This window comes from Halobacterium rubrum (genome assembly GCF_021729015.1).
Classification (GTDB): Archaea; Halobacteriota; Halobacteria; order Halobacteriales; family Halobacteriaceae; genus Halobacterium; species Halobacterium rubrum.
In genome coordinates, this window is the sequence record NZ_JAJQQZ010000001.1 from 900536 (window position 1) to 916627 (window position 16092).

Below are 16092 nucleotides of genomic sequence, written 5' to 3' on the forward strand. Positions count from 1 at the left end.
CGTTCTACGCCCACGACGCCCGCACCCGGCGCAGTTCGGCGGCGAGCGCGCGCCGCTTCAGGACGCAGAAGCCGGTGAAGATGACGAGGAAGCCGGCGACCGTGTTCGGCGTGATGGGTTCGGCGAGCCACAGCAGGCCGACGACAGCCGCGAACACGGGCGCGACGTAGCTCACGAGGTTGATCTCGATGGGACCGAGGCGCTCCAGCAGCTCGAAGTAGACGAGGAACCCGGCGGCACTGGCGGCCAGCGAGAGGTACGCGATTGCGAACAGCGCCTCCGAGTTCCGGGGGACGACCTGGGGTTCGCCGGCCGCGACGCTGACCACGTGCATGAGACCGGCGCCGAGCAGCATCGACCACGCCTCCATCGTCTCGATGGAGAGGTCGTCGTCGACGCGCTGGGTGAGAACGCTGCCGAGCGCGAAGCACGTCGACGCCGCCAGCACGAGCAGGACGCCGACGGTGTTCCCCGCGAAGAGGTTCTCCGGGTCGGGGTTCGAGAGCACGACGACGCCGATCAGACCGAGCCCGAGCCCGACGAGCCCGGCGACCGAGAGCCGCTCGGAGGGGAGGAACGCGCGAGCGAACCCGGTCGTGAGCACGGGGCTGAGGCTGACGACGACCGCAGCGACGGCGCTCGTCGTCTGCTGCTCGCCGACGAACAGGAAGGCGTGGTAGGCAGCGATCATCAACACGGCGGCGATGCCGACGGTCGTCCAGTCGGCCCGCGTCCGCGGCAGCCAGCGGTCGCTGACGCGGGCGGCGTACGCGAGCATCACGACACCCGCCACGTCGTACCGGACCGCCGCGAACAGCACGGGCTCGAAGCCGGCCTCCAGCCCCGCCTTGATGGCGGGGAACGCCGACCCCCAGACGGCCGCGAGCAGCAGAAACAGGACAGCGTCGCGGTAGTTGGTCACGCCACCACTCCACGCCGTGGGGAATTGACCGTTTCGGAGCCGGAACGATATTGCCGCGGACCCCGAGCCGGCAGCGGGCGACCGACCAGCGACACTCGAGAGCCCGCCGGGACTGCGCTCACCCGGAACTACTTTCGTGAGCCAGTAGCGACAGAGGCCTGTGCCCTCCGATGACACCGTGCGGCCAGCCAGACCTGCCGACGCAGACGCAGTCTATCAGGTGATGCGACAGAGTAGACGAGACGCGTTCAGTGGGCTGCTCCCGCCGGCGGCGCTCGACTGGGACGCCGCGGTTCCCGACGCCTTCGAAGCGTTCGTTCGGGAGACCGTCTCCCACGGCGAGAAGGCCATGCTGGTCGCGACCCGCGCTGGTGCAGTCGTCGGTGTCGTCGAGCTCGTCTGGCGACCGGCGGCCACGGCGGACTTCGTCGCGGCGTCCGCGGCAGAGCTGAAGGCCATCCACGTCCGCCCCGCCGACCGGAACGAGGGAATCGGCTCGATGCTCCTCGACGAATCGTTCGCCACGCTCCCGTCAGACGTGGCCGGCCTCTCGCTCTGCGTGCTCCGGGGGAACCAGCAGGCTCGCGCGTTCTACGAGCGGCGAGGGTTCGAGCAAACCGGCACGACCACCACGACCCACGCCGGAGACGACTTCACGGAAGCCGTCTACCACCGGCCACTGTGAGCGAGCCGTGCGCGGGTTCGTCCGGCTGTTCCCCCCCGTCGCTTCGAGAGACGACCCCGCGGGGCGACTCCTACAGCTGTACTCCCGACCGTTCGGCGTGCAGCGCGCGCAACACGTCCTCGCGGGTGACGATGCCGACGAGGTCGTCGCCGTCGCCGTCGACAACGGGCACGCGGTTCACGTCCCGGTCGTCGTGGGCGAGAATCTCGAGGACGTCGTCGACGGAGTCGCCGGGGCCGACCGTGAGCACGTCCTCGGTCATGATCCGCTTCACGGGCTTGCCCGCGCTGGAGGCGAGGTCGAGGCTGGTCTCGAGGTCGTCCCAGGACAGCTCGAAGCCGTAGTCCAGCGACTCGAGGAACGGCGGCAGCCCGATGGGAATCCAGACCGTGCGGTGTTCGGGCTGGAACAGCTCGACCATGTCCCGCTGGGTGACGACGCCCACGAGCCGGTCGTCTTCGTCCACTACGGGGAACCCCGTGAACTCGCGTTCGGCGAGCTTCTGGAGGACCGTGCTCACGTCCTCGGAGTCTCGAACCGTCTCCACGTCCGCCGTCATGAGGTCTCGGACCAACATGCTCCTGTTCGACGGTGACGCTCCCCGGGGCCGTATGCCTACCGCCGGCAGATTTACGTCGAGCCAGCAGGTACTCGGCGTATGGCCATTGTGGGCCAACCGAGCCTGCGGGACCTCTTCGACGACGCGCCGACGCCGCACATCGCGCACCCCCCACACTCCCACCGGCGGGACTTCTACGTCGCCACCGACGGGTCGTACGCCAGCGACGGCGCCGGCCTCGGCGTCATCATCGAGACGCGGGACGGCGACCGCGTCGCGCGCCGGTCGGTGCCGGACGGCGCGCCGGACAACAACGTCGCGGAGTACCGTGCGCTCCACCTCGGACTCGACACGCTCGCGTCGCGTGCGCCGCCGGGCGCCAGCGTCGGCGTGCTCGTCGACCACGACGCGCTCGCCGCCGACGTCAACACCGCCGTGCTCGCGGCGCGCCGCCGGGACTACCGGCCGCTGCGGGAGTTCTCGGTCCCCAGCGAGGCCCGCCACCACTGGCGCGGCATCCGGGCTCGCGTCACCGGGTTCTCGGAGATTCGCGCCGCACAGGTCGACAGCAGTCGGAACCCGGCCCACGTCCTCGCGAACGAGCCCGGCCAGTACGCCCACGTCAACGACGAGTCGGACCGCTGTCTGCTGCCGGACGCGACGACGCCCTCGTCGGACCCCCAGATTCCGCCGCCGTCGCGCTCGGACCGCCGCGCCGGCGACTGACCGGCGGCGGACGCTTGCTCACCCCACCAGCAGTCTGACACCGACACTCGTGAGTACGACCAGCGTCAGCGCCTGCTTCGTGCCCTCGGAGAGCGAGGGTCTGATTCGCCGGCCCACAGCGACGCCGAGAACGCTGGGGACGGCGGCCGCCACGGAGACGGCGAACAGCCCGGAGCCACCGTAGAGGCCGAGCGCCGCGGCGGCGCCGACGCGAATCGTCGACACGCCCAGCAGCACCATTCCGAGCACGCCGACGAACGTCGACCGGTCGAGGGAAAGCGACCGGAGGTACGCCACCACCTGGATGCCGACGTTGCTCGCGCCGAACAGCAGCCCGGACGCGAACCCGAGCAGCGCCTTCGACGGACCATCCACCCGGAAACACCGGTCGGCCAGCCACTGTTTCCCCGGGACGGAAACGAACGGCTGCGTGAACGCCGCGTAGACGAGCGTGAGCGCGCCGAGCGCGGACGTCAGCGGGCCGGCGGGGATGCTCTCGAGTGCCGCCATCCCGACGACGGTGCCGGCTGCGGCGGCCACGACGTACGGCCAGAACCGGCGGGCGCACGACTGCAGGGCGTCTCCGTCCAGTTCCCGGACGAGCGAGACGTTCGTCGCGAGCAGCGGGAGAATCAGGACGACGACGGCGTCGCTGGGCGCGAGCACACTCGCCAGCGTCGCGGTCGCCACGACGGCGAACCCGAAGCCCGTGATGCCCGTGACTGCGCCGGCGAACAACGCCACCGCGAACACCACCACCGTCACGTCGGTCGCGACGCCGAGTATCACACGCCAACCGGGACACCTGTCGACAAAAGCGTTCGGCCAGCCGACGGGCTGTGGCTACTCGGTGAGCGCGACGTAGCAGTAGCCCAGCAGCGCGCCGACACCGCCGCCAGCGCCGGCACCAGCCGGTGCGGCGCGCCGCGTGCGGGCGCGCACCTGGTCGTCGGTCCACTCGGTCGAACGGAGAGCGTCCAGCACCATGCGGGACAGAGCGGGCACCGGAAAGATAAAACGGGGTCGTCGAGTCGACGGCCGTCGGTGCGTCAGTCCTCTTCCTGTGCGTCGGCGGCGGCGACGGCGGCGAGGTTCACGATGTCCTTGACCTCGTCGCCCCGCTGGAGCACGTGGACCGGCTCGTCCATGCCGACCAGCATCGGCCCGATGGCGTCGGCACCGCCGAGGCGCTGCAGGAGCTTGTAGCCGATGTTGCCGGCCTCGAGGTTCGGGAAGATGAGGACGTTCGCGGCGTTCTCGAGGTCGCTGAACTCGTAGGTGCCCCGGAGGATGTCCTCGACGACGGCGGTGTCGGCCTGCATCTCGCCGTCGACCGGGAAGTCGACGTCGTCGCGCTCTCGGAGGATGCGGGCGGCGTCACGGGGCTTCCGGGTGCCCTCGTTGTCGACGCTGCCGAAGTTCGAGTACGACAGCATCGCCACACGTGGGTCGATGTTGAAGCGCCGCGCGAGGTCGGCCGTGTGTTCGGCGACCTCTGCGAGCACGTCGGCGTCGGGGTCCTGGTTGACCGTGGCGTCCGCGCAGAAGATGACGCGGTTCTTGAACGTCAGCATGTAGACGCCCGCGACGTAGTCGGCGTCGGGCGCCGTGCCGACGACCTGCAGCGGCGGCTTCAGCGCGCTCGGGTAGTGGTGGGTGAGGCCGGTGAGGAACGCGTCGGCGTCGCCGGCCTCGACCATCGTCGACCCGAGGTAGTTCGGGTCGCGGGTGACCAGCGACTCCGCCTCGCTGCGCGTGATGCCCTTGCGCTTCCGGAGCTCGTAGAGGCGTTCGGCGTACTCGGAGTGGTCGCCCTCGTCGGGGTCGACGACGTCGGGGTCGAAGTCGAGGCCGAGCGCCTCGACCTTGCCGTGGATGGTGTCGCGGTCGCCCAGCAGGACGGGGTCGGCGATGCCCTCCTCGTCCATCTGGTAGGCGGCGCGGATCATCTTCTCGTCGTCGCCCTCGCCGAGCGCGACGCGCTTCTTCTCGCTTTTCGCCTTGTTGATGACGATGCGCATCATCTCCCGGCTCTTGCCGAGGCGGGCCTCCAGCTCCTCGCGGTAGTCCTCGAGGTCAAGCGTGGTGCGCGCACACCCTGACTCCATCGCTGCCTCCGCGACCTTCGGCGCCACCTCGAACAGCACGCGCGGGTCCAGCGGCTTCGGGATGATGTACTCGGAGCCGAACTGGAGCGGCTGTTCACCGTAGGCTTTGACGACCTCGTCGGGGACGTCCTGCTTGGCGAGGTCGGCCAGCGCCTCGGCGGCGGCGACCTTCATGGCCTCGTTGATGTCGGTCGCGCGCACGTCCAGCGCGCCCCGGAAGATGAACGGGAACCCGAGGACGTTGTTGACCTGGTTGGGGTAGTCCGAGCGGCCGGTCGCCATGATGACGGTGTCGCTGCGGGCGGCTTTCGCGGACTCGTAGTCGATTTCGGGGTCGGGGTTCGCCATCGCGAACACGATGGGGTCGTCGGCCATCGACCGCACCATGTCCTGGCTGACGATGCCGCCGACGGAGAGCCCGACGAAGACGTCGGCGCCGTCCATCGCGTCCGCGAGGCCGCCGCCCTCGCCGGCCGGCTGGGCGAACTCGGCCTTGAAGTCGTTGACGTCGCGGTCCTCGGTGATGATGCCCGAGGAGTCACACATCGTGATGTTCTGCCGGTTCACGCCGAGGCTCACGTAGAACTTCGCGGACGCGATGGCGGACGCGCCGGCGCCGGAGAAGACGACCTCGAGGTCGTCGAGGTCCTTCCCGGCGATTTCGGCAGCGTTCAGGAGGGCCGCGCCGGAGATGATGGCGGTGCCGTGCTGGTCGTCGTGGAAGACGGGGACGTCCATCTCCTCCCGCAGCCGGCGCTCGACCTCGAAGCACTCGGGCGCCTTGATGTCCTCGAGGTTGATTCCGCCGAACGTTGGCTCCATCGCCGACACGGTCTCGACCAGTTCGTCGGCGGAGGCCTGATCGAGCTCGATGTCGAAGACGTCGATGTCTGCGAACCGCTTGAACAGCACGCCCTTCCCTTCCATGACGGGCTTGGCGGCCTGTGCGCCGATGTCCCCCAGGCCGAGCACCGCCGACCCGTTCGAGACGACGCCGACCATGTTCCCCTTCGTGGTGTACTTGAAGGCCTCGTCGGGGTCGTCGGCGATGGCCCGGCAGGGCGCCGCGACGCCGGGCGAGTACGCCAGCGAGAGGTCCCGCTGTGTGTTGGTCGGTTTCGTCGTCGAGATCTCTACTTTCCCGGGCGGGTCGCTGGCGTGGTAGTCCAGCGCGTCCTCGTCGAGTCCCATGGTTGGGACACCGCCGGCATCCCGCAAAAACCTGTCCCAATGCGTCGAACGCTGGTTCGTCGCGCGTCGAACTCGGTGTTCCCGTCGCGCTGGAGAACCCGACACGCATACGTACCCTTCGACCGGAATCCCCACCATGGCTCGTCGCTCGTACCAGCTCGCGGCTGTGACGACCGTACTCACGTTCGCGCTCATCCTCCTCGGAGAGTTCACCGCCGTCTCGGGCTCGGGTGCCACCTGCGGGCTCCAGTGGCCGGACTGCAGTGGACAGCTGCTCCCGTTCGGGCTGCCGGTCAACGACTTCATCGAGCAGTTCCACCGCTCGGTCGCGATGGTCGTCGGGTTCTTCATCCTCGGCACCGGCGCCGTCGCCTACCGCAACTTCGACGACCGCGACATCCAGGTGTCAGGCGTCCTCTCGGTCGTCCTCCTGCCCGTGCAGGTGATTCTGGGCGGCACCACTGTCACCTTCAGTGGCCTCCTGCCGTGGGGGTACATGCCGCTCACGCAGGCCATCCACCACCTCGCCGCCATGGCCATCTTCGGCACCCTCATCTACACGACGCTCCGGATGCGAGAACACACCGGTCTCGGCCTCGGCCGCGTCCGCACGGCCGCGCTCGCCGGACTCGCGGCGCTCCCGCTGGAACTCGCGTTCTCCCGGAACACCATCTTCGCCATCTACGGCACGCGCGTCCAGTTGCTCCACCACACGTTCGAACTGGTCGTCTTCGCGGCCGCGCTCGCGGGCTGGGTGTGGGCGCGCCGGCGTGGTGCGAGCCGCGCTGGCACCGCCTGCGGGGCGACCGTCCTGCTCGTCGTCGTGCAGGTGTTGCTCGGCGTCGGTATCGTCGAGTTCTCCGCCGCTGTCCAGCTCTCGTACTACGCGCTGGCCGCCGCTGTCGCCGCGCTGCTCGTCGTCGCGGCCCGGGTCCGCGCCGGAACCGCCGCCAGCCCCACGGCGGCGTAGCGGCGCGCGAATCCTGCACCGGATGGTGTATTTATGTACAGGGGGGTTCTATCGAAGCCCATCATGTCGAACATGGACAGACGCACGTACCTGAAGTCCGTCGGCGGTACCGGTGTCGCACTGACGCTCGCTGGCTGCACCAGTCTCACCGGCGACGGCGGCAACGCCGACACCATCACGCCCGGGACGGCGTCGGGCTTCCCGCCGTTCGAGTTCGTCAACGACAGCGGCGACCTCGTCGGCTTCGACATCGACCTGCTCACCGAGGTCGTCGACCGCACCGACTACGAGCTCGGCGAGTGGGAGGACCTCGAGTTCGGCCAGCTCATCACGTCGCTGGACAACGGCAACATCGACGTCATCGCGGCGGCGATGACCATCAACGACGAACGCGACCAGACGATCGACTTCTCGGACCCATACTACGACGCCAACCAGGCCGTCCTCGTCCGCGAGGACGCCGACTTCCGCCCGGGGAGCCGCGACGACCTCGGGGACCGCCCCGTCGGGGCACAGACGGGGACCACCGGCGAAGACGAGGTAGACGCCCTCGTCGAAGACGGCATCATCGCCGGCGGCCAGAAGTCCACGTACGGGAACTACGTGCTCGCGGTCCAGGACCTCGTGAACGGCAACGTCGACGCCGTCATCGTCGACACGCCGGTCGCGGAGACGTTCGTCTCGAACCGCGCGGTCGTCACCGCGTTCACCATCGAGACCGGCGAACAGTACGGCTTCGGCGTCCCCGAGGGCGGCGAGGAGCTCCAGACCGCACTCAACGACGGTCTCGCCGAGGTCCAGGACGACGGCACGTTCCAGGACCTGACCGAGGAGTGGTTCGCCAGCGGCGAGTAACACTCGATGGACTCCGTCTTTCTGTCGGCACAGCCGCTCGGCGACTGGGAGTTCGTCTGGCAGCAGCGCCAGTTCTTCGTCGAGGGCACGCGCATCGCCGTCGAGCTGACGTTCTACAGCATCGTGCTCGGGTTCATCCTCGGGCTGCCAGCGGGCGTCGTCGAGGCGTACGGCGGCCCGTACTCGAAGGGCGTCGTGCGACCCGTCGGCGTCGCCATCCGCGGCACGCCGATTCTGGTCATCATCGCCATCACGTACTTCGCGTTCGGCGTCTCGCCGGCGTTCCTCGCGGCGACGCTCGCGCTCGGCGTGCGCTCGGCGGCCTACCAGAGCCAGATCTTCCGGGGCGCCATCGAGAGCGTCGAGGGCGGCCAGATGGAGGCCGCGCGCGCGGTCGGCCTCTCGAAACTGGACGCCATCCGGCACGTCGTCCTTCCGCAGGCGCTGCGGCGGTCTGTCCCGGGCTTCCAGAACGAGTTCACCATCGTCCTCAAGGACACCAGCATCGCGTACGCGATCGGCGTCGCGGAACTCCTCAAGCGCAGCTACGACCTCTTCTCGCTGCAGACGTCGGCCGCCCTCGAGGTGTTCCTCGCGGCGTCGCTCATCTACTTCGTGTTGACGTTCAGCGTCAACCGCGGCATCGAAGTACTCAACGACCGGGTCGCGATTCCCGGAGGTAACTACTAATGGCTGAGAACAGACTCCTGGACGTCGTCGACGTCCACCAGAGCTACGGCGAGGAACGTGTGTTGGAAGGCATCTCCTTCGAGATGGACCGCCAGGACGTGAAAGTCCTGGTCGGCCCCTCGGGGTCGGGGAAGTCGACGATGCTGCGGTGCATCAACCGACTCACCGACATCGACGAGGGCGAAATCGCTCTCGACGGCGAGTCCATCTACGACATGAACCAGAACGACCTCCGGCGGCAGGTCGGGATGGTGTTCCAGGACTTCAACCTCTTCGCGCACCTCACCGCCCTCGAGAACGTCACGCTGGGCCTCAAGCGCGTCCGCGACATGAGCGAGCCCGACGCCGTCGAGAAGGCCGCCCGGCAACTGGAGTCGGTCGGCCTCCGCGAGCAGGCGAACTCCTACCCAGCCGAGCTCTCCGGCGGCCAGAAGCAGCGCGTCGGCATCGCTCGCGCGCTCGCGATGGACCCGAAGCTGATGCTGTTCGACGAGCCGACGTCGGCGCTGGACCCCGAGCTCATCGGCGAAGTCCTCGAGGTGATGCGGGACCTCGCCGAGGAGGGGATGACGATGCTCGTCGTCACCCACGAGATGGGGTTCGCGCGACAGGCCGCCACCGACGTCCTCTTCCTCGAGGACGGGGAGCTCGTCGAACAGGGGCCGCCGGACCAGCTGTTCGAGGCGCCCGAACAGGACCGGACCAGAGACTTCCTGGGGCGGCTCACCTCGCTGCACGGCGACCAATGACGCGGTCGACGAAGCGCGCCGTCCGGGACGGGGCGCTGGCCGTGTTCTGGCTGTGGTTCGGTGCCCGGCTGCTCAACGACTGGTTCGGCGGCGTGTTCGTGGCGGCCGGCGAGCCGTTCTTCGACCCGCAGCCGGTAGCCGACGCGTCCACGGCGCTGCGGGAGGCGGTGGCCGGCACCGGCGTGCTCGGCGAGCCGGTCGGCTGGGTCGCGAACGGCCTCGGGTCGCTGTCGTTCGCCATGACGTACCTCCCGGACCTCGCCGCCGGCGCGTGGCTCACGGTCGTGCTCACGATCTTCGCCACCATCTTCGGGCTGGTGCTGGCGGTGCCGCTGGCCGCAGCCCGCGTCTACGGCCGCGTCACCCACTGGGTCGCGCTGGCGTTCATCGAACTCATCCGGGGGACGCCGCTGCTCGCGCAGCTGTTCGTGCTGTACTACGCGCTCCCGCTGTCGCGGTGGTTCGCCGCGGTGCCGTACCTCGGCAGCGGCATCGTACCCGAGCAGGCCGTCTGGGTCGCCGTCGTCGGCTTCACCATCAACAGCGCGGCCTACCAGGCCGAGTACATCCGGGGGTCTATCGAGGGCATCGACCCCGGCCAGCTCGTCGCCGCCCGGTCCATCGGGCTCTCCCGCGTGCAGGGCATCCGGTACGTCGTCATGCCGCAGGCGCTGCGGTTCGCCATCCCGTCGTGGACGAACGAGCTCGTCTACCTCACGAAGTACTCCTCGCTGGCGGCGTTCATCACGGTCGGCGAGCTGTTCCACGCCGCTCGGGCCGCCGCCTACGCCAACTACCGGTTCCTCGACCTGTTCCTGCTGGCGGCTGTGGTCTACCTCGCACTCGTGCTGTCCGCGACGACGGTCATGGAGTGGGTGCGCGGGCGCGTCGCCATCCCCGGCGTCGGCGGCTCCGGCGACGGACGGATGTCCGCCGACTAGGCAGCGCCCGCTTCAGAAGAACTCGTCGAGACCGCGCTGGCTCTCGTCGTCGCCGGAATCGCGGTCCTCGCTCGCGGCCTCGTCTTCGTCGTCCTGATCGACGAGCACGTCCTGCCCGTCATCGTCCCCGTCGGCGTCGTCTCCGCCGTCGTCGCTCTCGCTCAGAGTCGCGCCCTCGAAGGCGCCGCCGGAGTGGTCGACGGCCGCCTCCTCCCGGAGTTCCTCGGCGTCAGCGACGATGGATTCCACCTTGTTCGTCGTCTCCCCGGAGCCCGTGACGAACGAGACGTGTTCCTCCTGCATGTCGTAGGCGGCCGTCATCGCCACCGTCAGCTCCCGGTTCTTGCAGTGGTGGGTCATCGCCGCGAGGAACGGCAACACGTCGTTGCGCGCCGTCGCCATGCTGCAGCCCGCGGTCTCGGCGATGTGGCGGGCGACGTAGTCGCGCTTCTCCCGGGTCGCCCGCGAACTCCCGAGCTTCCGCCAGTAGCTCGGCGGGCCGTAGCGCGTCCAGCCGCCGTGGTCGTGCTGGCGCGAGGCTGCGACGCCCGCCGCGATGTTGTCGGTCGCGTACCGCCAGTACGAGTAGTTCTGGGTCGCCCGCACCCGGCCGAGCCAGATGTCGGCGTTCGACAGGAACTCGTAGGCCACCGCGAGCTCGTCGCCGTAGTAGTCCTTCGGGACGTTGTCCTCGACCCAGTTCAGGAGGTCGTCCGGCGTTTCGTCGACGTCGTAGGCCGCCTGCAGCGCCTCCTCGGCGCCGTGGGTCTTGATGAGGCCGTCGAGGAAGTCGAAGACGCCCTCCGACCGGTCGCGCTCCCCCATCACCACGTCGTCCTCGGTGAGTTTGCGGTCGGTCTCCGCGAGCGCCTGCAGGTCGTTGACCGCCGACCGCAGGTCCCCGGCGTTCTGCTCGGCGATGGCCTTCAACGCGTCCTCGTCGTACTCCACGTCCTCCCGCCGACAGATGTCCCGCAGCACCGGGACGATGGAGCGCTTCGAGACGTCCCGGAACTCGATGTCCTGCGTGGCGTTCCGGAGCGTCGAACTCATGTCGTAGTACTCGTTGGCGACGAGGACGATGGGCTGTGGGGACTCCTTGACGAGTCGCGTGATGGCGGCGCTGCCACCCCTGTCGACGTTCCCGTGGAGGTTGTCCGCCTCGTCCAGCAGGACGAGCTTCTTCCCGCTGGAGCCGCCGGTGAGCGTCCCGGACTTCGCCGCTTCGCCCGCGACGCGCTCGACCACGTCGGCCGTGCGCTGGTCGCTGGCGTTCAACTCCACGACGTCCCAGCCGGCGTCGCTCGCGAGCGCGTGCGCCGCCGACGTCTTCCCGACGCCGGGGCTGCCGTGGACGACGACCGCCTCCCGGTGGTCCTCCCACGTCTCCGCCCACTCCGCCAGCGCGTCGCGGGCCTTGTCGTTGCCGCGCACCTCGGAGAGCGACGACGGACGGTACTTCTCCGTCCAGTCTACCATTGGCATCCGGTAGGGAGGAGTTCCGGTTAGGTGTTGCGGAGCGCGTGGCCGAGCGAAGCGAGGCCACGTTATCGTGAGCGGCGACCACCGGGAGCCGCGAACAGCGTTCCCGAGCAGCGCGAGGGAACGAGGCGGAGCGGGGAGCGCAGCGACCCGCGGAGCGCGTGCTCGACCGAAGGGAGAGCACGGTATGGTGAGCGGGGAGCGCAGCGACCCGCGAACAGCGTTCCCGAACGGAGTGAGGGAACGGGCCGGACGAACGGCGAGCGTAGTGAGCCGTGAGGAGCGCGTGGCCGAGCAAAGCGAGGCCACGTTAGAGCGAGCGGGGAGCGCAGCGACCCGCGAGCCGCGTGGGGACGACTGGAGGGAGAGCACGTTGGAGCGAGCACACCCCGACTTCCGGGGAAGCCGTCGAGTCAGCCCGTACAGTTTTGCGGTGTGGCGTGGTACGTGTGTCCATGAGTGATTCGCGAGCGGTCCACCTCGACGAGGCGGAGCGTGAAGCCTTCCTGGGTGCGGGCGGCACCGGCGTCATGTCGTTCGCTAACGGGGAGGGGCCGCCGCACTCGATTCCCGTCTCGTACGGCTACGACGCGGACACTGGGTCGTTCTTCTTCAGGCTGGCGTACGACGCGGACACGGAGAAGCCGGGGCCGGAGGACGTGGCGGTCTCGTTCGTGGTGCACGAGGAGACCGACGAGGGCTGGCGGAGCGTCGTGGCGAAAGGCGAACTGCAGTCGACCGACGACGACGACGTGTCGACGGAGGCACTGGAGGCGCTGCGGCGGGTGGACATCCCGCTGGTGGACGTCTTCGAGCGGCCGACGGTGGAGACCGACTTCGAGTTCTTCCGGCTGCGGACCGACGACGTGACGGGGCGCAAGGAGGCGCCGCCGGGGGAGTGACCGGAAGGCCCGCGGGCGGGGACGCCGAGGGGGAGGCGTTCCCGTCGGTGCTGTCCACGGAGCGGCTGCGGCTGGAGCAGTGCTGCCGGGCGAACGTCTCCGTCGCCGAGTTCTACCGGGCGGCGTCGGACCGGAACCCCCACATCGAGGCGGTGACCGAACACCTCTCCTGGACGCCCCACGAGTCGCGGCGGGAGTCCCGGGAGACGCTCGCGCACTTCGAGGAGGCGTGGGCGGACGGCGAGATCGCGACGTACGCCATCCGGCCGAAGGACGCCGAGCCGACCCCGGAGTCGCTGGCAGGGTCGCTCGTGGACACCGACGACGGCGTGCTCGCCGGGACGTGTGCGCTGACCTGCGACTGGGACGCTGACTGCGGGACGCTGGGGGTCTGGCTCCGCAAGGAGTACTGGGGCCGGGGGTACTCCGGGGAGCGAGCAGACGCGCTCCTGGCGCTCGCGTTCGACGAGCTCGGTTTCGGCGTCGTCGCAGTGTGTCACAATGCGGGCAACGACCCGTCCCGCAGCGCCATCGAGTCCTACGTCGACAGGCACAGCGGCCACCGCGAGGGGCTCCTGCGGCACTTCGCTGCCGCCCCCGACGGGAGCGGTGGCGTCGACCAGGTCAGATACACGATTTCGCGGGCGGAGTGGCGGGCCGCGAGCGGCCAGAAGTGACTTCCGGGTCGCCGGCGGACGAGCGGGTATGGATTCAGTCGAGTCGACCTCCTCGTCGTCGCAGGGCGTGACCAGCGCGGTAGCTGGGGCCGCCGCCGGCGCCGTCGCCTACGTGGTCGGCTACCTCGTCACGTACCTCTGGCAGTCCGGGTCGGTCGAGGAGTCTCTCCAGGCGTACAACGCCATCGTCGACCTCCTCGGCGGCGACCCGATTCCCGGCTGGCAGGCGGTCGGCTGGCTGTACTACAACGCACACAACGTCGCGTTCACGACGCCCGCGCTGGGCTCCGGTCGGGTCTCGCAGAACCTCGTCGCGGACGGGAACGCCCCGATGTTGCTGTACCTCGTTCCGGTCGTCGTCCTGCTCGCAGCCGGCTTCGTCGTGGCACGCGCCGGAGACGCCAGTGACGCGGAAGGTGGCGTTCGGGCGGGCGCAGCGGTGACGCTTGGGTACGCCGTGCTCGCGGTCGTCGGGCTGTTCCTCTTCCGGTACAGCGTCGGCGACACCACCGTCCACGTCGACTACGCGCTCGGCGTCCTCCTCGCTGGCGTCGTCTACCCCGCAGTCTTCGGCGGGCTCGGTGGCGTGCTCGGCGCCGTCACGCGCTAGTCGAGGTCGCGGGCGACCATCTCGCCCCAGTGCTCGAAGCCGTACCGTTCGTAGAACGCCTGCGCACGGTCGTTCTCCCGGTCGACGTCCAGCACCATCCGGTCCAGCGGGAGGTCCTGATCGTGAGCGACGGCCAGTGCGGCGTCCATCAGGTCGTCGCCGACGCCGTCGCCCCGGTGCTCGGGGCGCACGAAGATCTCGTTGAGCACGGCGGCGTCCCAGACGAACGACAGCGACTCGGGGAGCACGAAGACGTAGCCCGCGTGGCCGGATTCGTCTCCTCCTTCGGCGACCTGCACGCAGCGCTCGTGCTCGTCGACGCAGCGCGCGACCCAGTCCAGCCAGCGCGACCGGTAGTCGTCGGTGAGCTTCGCCTCGTAGACCTCGTGTTTCTCGTCGCTGCCCGTGCCCTCGCCGAGCCCGGTTTCGAACCCCTGCTTGAGCGCCCAGAGGTCGTCTGCGTCCCGGGTGGCGTCGTACGGCCTGACCATGCCCCGGGTTCCCGCCGGGCGGAGTTAGCGGTTGCCCTCGCGGAAGCGACCCCAGACAGCGACGGCGGCGGTGGCGACGACGACCAGTTGCATCCCCGACCTGACGATGGGGAACAGCCGCTCGGCGTCCGCGGGGTCGTCGCCGCGCTCGACGTCGACGCCGGTCTCGTAGTGGACGGTCTCCGTGGTGCCGACGACGCTGTCCGCGTCCTCGCCGCCGAGTTCGACGAACGTCTGGACGACGCCCCGAGTGCTCGAGAGCTGGAGTTCGCCGTCGAACGCGTAGAACGTGTCGTGGACGGGGTAGAGGAGGTTCACGCCGTTCGTCATCAGGTCGGGGGCGATGCCGCCGAGCGCGAGCGCGACGACGCCGACGCCGGCGACGTGGGGGCCGGTGTCGCCGAACTGCCGCCGGAGCCAGCCGCCGTCTCGGCGGGCGTCCCACGCCACGAGCGCGCCGAGCGCCAGCGGCAGCAGAGCGGTGTGGAGGAGCGCGCGGTGGCCGCCGGGAATCCAGACGCCGAGAAACGTGTCGAGGTCCGGGAGCGCCGTGAACGCGCAGACGGCGCCCAGCGTCCGGGCGTCGAAGACCCGCAGCAGTGCCGTCGCCACGAGCGCGCCGAACGCGACGTGTACGACCGTCGAAGGCATACGCCTGCTACTCGGAACCATCCCACAATGGGTCTTGCCCCGGCTTTCGGCGCCGCCGGTCGAGTCCCGCACCCTGTCGGTAGGTTTTTGCCGGGGTACTGGCCAAAACGGGGACATGGACGAGGACCCACGGGAGGGGCTCGCGGTGCGCATCGCCGGGGAGGTCACGCTCAGCGACGACCCCGGCGCGACGCTGCGGAAGTGGCGCACCGACTTCGACGTCTCCCAGACCGCGCTCGCCGAGGAACTCGACGTCTCCTCCTCCGTCGTCTCGGACTACGAGAGCGGGCGCCGGGAGAGCCCCGGCATCGCGCTCGTCAGCCGGCTCGTGAACGCTCTGCTGGACATCGACGAGCGCCGCGGCGGCACACACATCGGGCAGTTCGCCCGCGTGCTCTCGGCGGGCTTCGACAGCGACGTCGTCCTCGACCTCCGTGAGTACCCGACTGCGGTCGCGCTCGACGACCTCTACGACGCCGTCGACGCCACCGAGGTGGTGCGGGGCGACCGCGACACCGTCTCGGGCCACACCGTCATCGACTCCATCGAGGCCATCCGCCGGCTCTCGGGCGACGGCTTCTACCGGCTGTACGGCCAGTCCACCAGCCGCGTGCTCGGGTTCACGAACGTCTCCCGCGGTGAGAGCCCGCTGGTCGCGATGCGTGTCGTCGACCCGACGCCGAGCGCAGTGCTCCTCCACGGCCTCTCGCCCGACGAGCTCTGGGAGCACGCCCCCGCCCTCGCCAAGCGCGACGGCTTCTCGCTGGCGGTCACGGAGATGCCCGTCGAGGAGATGCTCGCGTCGCTCCGCCAGCACGCCTGAAGAAATCTCGGCTTTCCTACAAAAACTGGCTTTCGAGAGCGCTTATTGTCGTTTCGGTCG

19 protein-coding genes are annotated in these 16092 nt (G+C 69.5%); 11 read left to right on the top strand and 8 right to left on the bottom strand.

The annotated features are described in order from the left end of the window. Nucleotides 1–4 precede the first annotated feature (4 nt). A complete protein-coding gene (locus LT971_RS04930; RefSeq protein ID WP_237005738.1) occupies nt 5–922 on the bottom strand; it encodes a DMT family transporter in 918 nt (305 codons plus the stop codon). 178 nt (nt 923–1100) lie between these two features. Between LT971_RS04930 and LT971_RS04935 the strand changes: the two genes are divergently transcribed. Further along, nucleotides 1101–1607: a GNAT family N-acetyltransferase gene (locus LT971_RS04935; protein WP_280337622.1), complete on the top strand. Its 507-nt coding sequence runs from the start codon at nt 1101–1103 to the stop codon at nt 1605–1607. Nucleotides 1608–1677: 70 nt separating this feature from the next. Here the strand turns inward: LT971_RS04935 and LT971_RS04940 are convergent, their stop codons facing one another. Continuing rightward, nucleotides 1678–2184, bottom strand: a complete 507-nt coding sequence (locus LT971_RS04940; protein WP_237005740.1) for a CBS domain-containing protein — start codon at nt 2182–2184, stop codon at nt 1678–1680. An 81-nt stretch (nt 2185–2265) separates the two neighbouring features. On the opposite strand from LT971_RS04940, the gene LT971_RS04945 reads away from it, so the two are divergent. Continuing rightward, the gene (locus LT971_RS04945) at nt 2266–2892 is read left to right on the top strand and encodes a ribonuclease H (protein WP_237005741.1); all 627 of its coding nucleotides are present in this window, start codon (nt 2266–2268) and stop codon (nt 2890–2892) included. Nucleotides 2893–2910: 18 nt separating this feature from the next. Here the strand turns inward: LT971_RS04945 and LT971_RS04950 are convergent, their stop codons facing one another. From LT971_RS04950 to LT971_RS04960, 3 genes are all read right to left on the bottom strand, one after another. Further along, a complete protein-coding gene (locus LT971_RS04950) occupies nt 2911–3681 on the bottom strand; it encodes a sulfite exporter TauE/SafE family protein (RefSeq protein WP_237005742.1) in 771 nt (256 codons plus the stop codon). 54 nt (nt 3682–3735) lie between these two features. Then, complete coding sequence (locus tag LT971_RS04955) at nt 3736–3879, bottom strand: hypothetical protein (protein ID WP_237005743.1); 144 nt, start codon at nt 3877–3879, stop codon at nt 3736–3738. 62 nt (nt 3880–3941) lie between these two features. Further along, nucleotides 3942–6191: an NADP-dependent malic enzyme gene (locus tag LT971_RS04960; RefSeq protein WP_237005744.1), complete on the bottom strand. Its 2250-nt coding sequence runs from the start codon at nt 6189–6191 to the stop codon at nt 3942–3944. Nucleotides 6192–6327: 136 nt separating this feature from the next. On the opposite strand from LT971_RS04960, the gene LT971_RS04965 reads away from it, so the two are divergent. The 5 genes from LT971_RS04965 to LT971_RS04985 all read left to right on the top strand — a co-directional run bounded on the left by LT971_RS04965 (nt 6328) and on the right by LT971_RS04985 (nt 10396). Beyond that, entirely contained in the window at nt 6328–7161 is an 834-nt protein-coding gene (locus tag LT971_RS04965) for a COX15/CtaA family protein (protein ID WP_237005745.1), read from the top strand. Between the two features lie 63 nt (nt 7162–7224). Beyond that, complete coding sequence (locus LT971_RS04970; RefSeq protein ID WP_237005746.1) at nt 7225–8016, top strand: transporter substrate-binding domain-containing protein; 792 nt, start codon at nt 7225–7227, stop codon at nt 8014–8016. Nucleotides 8017–8022: 6 nt separating this feature from the next. Beyond that, nucleotides 8023–8706, top strand: a complete 684-nt coding sequence (locus LT971_RS04975; RefSeq protein WP_237005747.1) for an amino acid ABC transporter permease — start codon at nt 8023–8025, stop codon at nt 8704–8706. Continuing rightward, nucleotides 8706–9455 (top strand): amino acid ABC transporter ATP-binding protein, encoded by a 750-nt coding sequence (locus LT971_RS04980; protein WP_237005748.1) that lies wholly within the window; start codon nt 8706–8708, stop codon nt 9453–9455. Before LT971_RS04975 ends, LT971_RS04980 begins: the two co-directional genes overlap by 1 nt. After that, nucleotides 9452–10396: an amino acid ABC transporter permease gene (locus LT971_RS04985; RefSeq protein WP_237005749.1), complete on the top strand. Its 945-nt coding sequence runs from the start codon at nt 9452–9454 to the stop codon at nt 10394–10396. The genes LT971_RS04980 and LT971_RS04985 overlap by 4 nt, the downstream gene beginning before the upstream one ends. A gap of 12 nt (nt 10397–10408) precedes the next feature. On the opposite strand, the gene LT971_RS04990 is transcribed toward LT971_RS04985, so the two are convergent. Beyond that, a complete protein-coding gene (locus tag LT971_RS04990; RefSeq protein WP_237005750.1) occupies nt 10409–11875 on the bottom strand; it encodes a replication factor C large subunit in 1467 nt (488 codons plus the stop codon). A gap of 458 nt (nt 11876–12333) precedes the next feature. Between LT971_RS04990 and LT971_RS04995 the strand changes: the two genes are divergently transcribed. From LT971_RS04995 to LT971_RS05005, 3 genes are read left to right on the top strand one after another with little or no spacing between them, the layout of a single operon-like run. Beyond that, nucleotides 12334–12780, top strand: a complete 447-nt coding sequence (locus LT971_RS04995; RefSeq protein WP_237005751.1) for a pyridoxamine 5'-phosphate oxidase family protein — start codon at nt 12334–12336, stop codon at nt 12778–12780. After that, a complete protein-coding gene (locus LT971_RS05000; protein WP_237005752.1) occupies nt 12777–13457 on the top strand; it encodes a GNAT family N-acetyltransferase in 681 nt (226 codons plus the stop codon). Before LT971_RS04995 ends, LT971_RS05000 begins: the two co-directional genes overlap by 4 nt. Before the next feature lie 28 nt (nt 13458–13485). Beyond that, a complete protein-coding gene (locus LT971_RS05005) occupies nt 13486–14067 on the top strand; it encodes a DUF7978 family protein (RefSeq protein WP_237005753.1) in 582 nt (193 codons plus the stop codon). On the opposite strand, the gene LT971_RS05010 is transcribed toward LT971_RS05005, so the two are convergent. Beyond that, nucleotides 14064–14558, bottom strand: a complete 495-nt coding sequence (locus tag LT971_RS05010) for a GNAT family N-acetyltransferase (RefSeq protein WP_237005754.1) — start codon at nt 14556–14558, stop codon at nt 14064–14066. The two genes, LT971_RS05005 and LT971_RS05010, sit on opposite strands and share 4 nt — an antisense overlap. A 24-nt stretch (nt 14559–14582) precedes the next feature. After that, complete coding sequence (locus tag LT971_RS05015) at nt 14583–15209, bottom strand: metal-dependent hydrolase (RefSeq protein ID WP_237005755.1); 627 nt, start codon at nt 15207–15209, stop codon at nt 14583–14585. 115 nt (nt 15210–15324) lie between these two features. On the opposite strand from LT971_RS05015, the gene LT971_RS05020 reads away from it, so the two are divergent. Then, a complete protein-coding gene (locus tag LT971_RS05020; RefSeq protein ID WP_237005756.1) occupies nt 15325–16032 on the top strand; it encodes a helix-turn-helix domain-containing protein in 708 nt (235 codons plus the stop codon). Nucleotides 16033–16092 lie beyond the last annotated feature (60 nt).

Bases quoted from the DNA above. Each gene is read 5' to 3' on its own strand.
- LT971_RS04940 (WP_237005740.1), bottom strand. From the start codon at position 2,184: ATGTTGGTCCGAGACCTCATGACGGCGGACGTGGAGACGGTTCGAGAC.
- LT971_RS04945 (WP_237005741.1), top strand. From the start codon at position 2,266: ATGGCCATTGTGGGCCAACCGAGCCTGCGGGACCTCTTCGACGACGCG.
- LT971_RS04955 (WP_237005743.1), bottom strand. From the start codon at position 3,879: ATGGTGCTGGACGCTCTCCGTTCGACCGAGTGGACCGACGACCAGGTG.
- LT971_RS04960 (WP_237005744.1), bottom strand. From the start codon at position 6,191: ATGGGACTCGACGAGGACGCGCTGGACTACCACGCCAGCGACCCGCCC.
- LT971_RS04965 (WP_237005745.1), top strand. From the start codon at position 6,328: ATGGCTCGTCGCTCGTACCAGCTCGCGGCTGTGACGACCGTACTCACG.
- LT971_RS04970 (WP_237005746.1), top strand. From the start codon at position 7,225: ATGTCGAACATGGACAGACGCACGTACCTGAAGTCCGTCGGCGGTACC.
- LT971_RS04975 (WP_237005747.1), top strand. From the start codon at position 8,023: ATGGACTCCGTCTTTCTGTCGGCACAGCCGCTCGGCGACTGGGAGTTC.
- LT971_RS04980 (WP_237005748.1), top strand. From the start codon at position 8,706: ATGGCTGAGAACAGACTCCTGGACGTCGTCGACGTCCACCAGAGCTAC.
- LT971_RS04985 (WP_237005749.1), top strand. From the start codon at position 9,452: ATGACGCGGTCGACGAAGCGCGCCGTCCGGGACGGGGCGCTGGCCGTG.
- LT971_RS04990 (WP_237005750.1), bottom strand. From the start codon at position 11,875: ATGGTAGACTGGACGGAGAAGTACCGTCCGTCGTCGCTCTCCGAGGTG.
- LT971_RS04995 (WP_237005751.1), top strand. From the start codon at position 12,334: ATGAGTGATTCGCGAGCGGTCCACCTCGACGAGGCGGAGCGTGAAGCC.
- LT971_RS05005 (WP_237005753.1), top strand. From the start codon at position 13,486: ATGGATTCAGTCGAGTCGACCTCCTCGTCGTCGCAGGGCGTGACCAGC.
- LT971_RS05010 (WP_237005754.1), bottom strand. From the start codon at position 14,558: ATGGTCAGGCCGTACGACGCCACCCGGGACGCAGACGACCTCTGGGCG.
- LT971_RS05015 (WP_237005755.1), bottom strand. From the start codon at position 15,209: ATGCCTTCGACGGTCGTACACGTCGCGTTCGGCGCGCTCGTGGCGACG.
- LT971_RS05020 (WP_237005756.1), top strand. From the start codon at position 15,325: ATGGACGAGGACCCACGGGAGGGGCTCGCGGTGCGCATCGCCGGGGAG.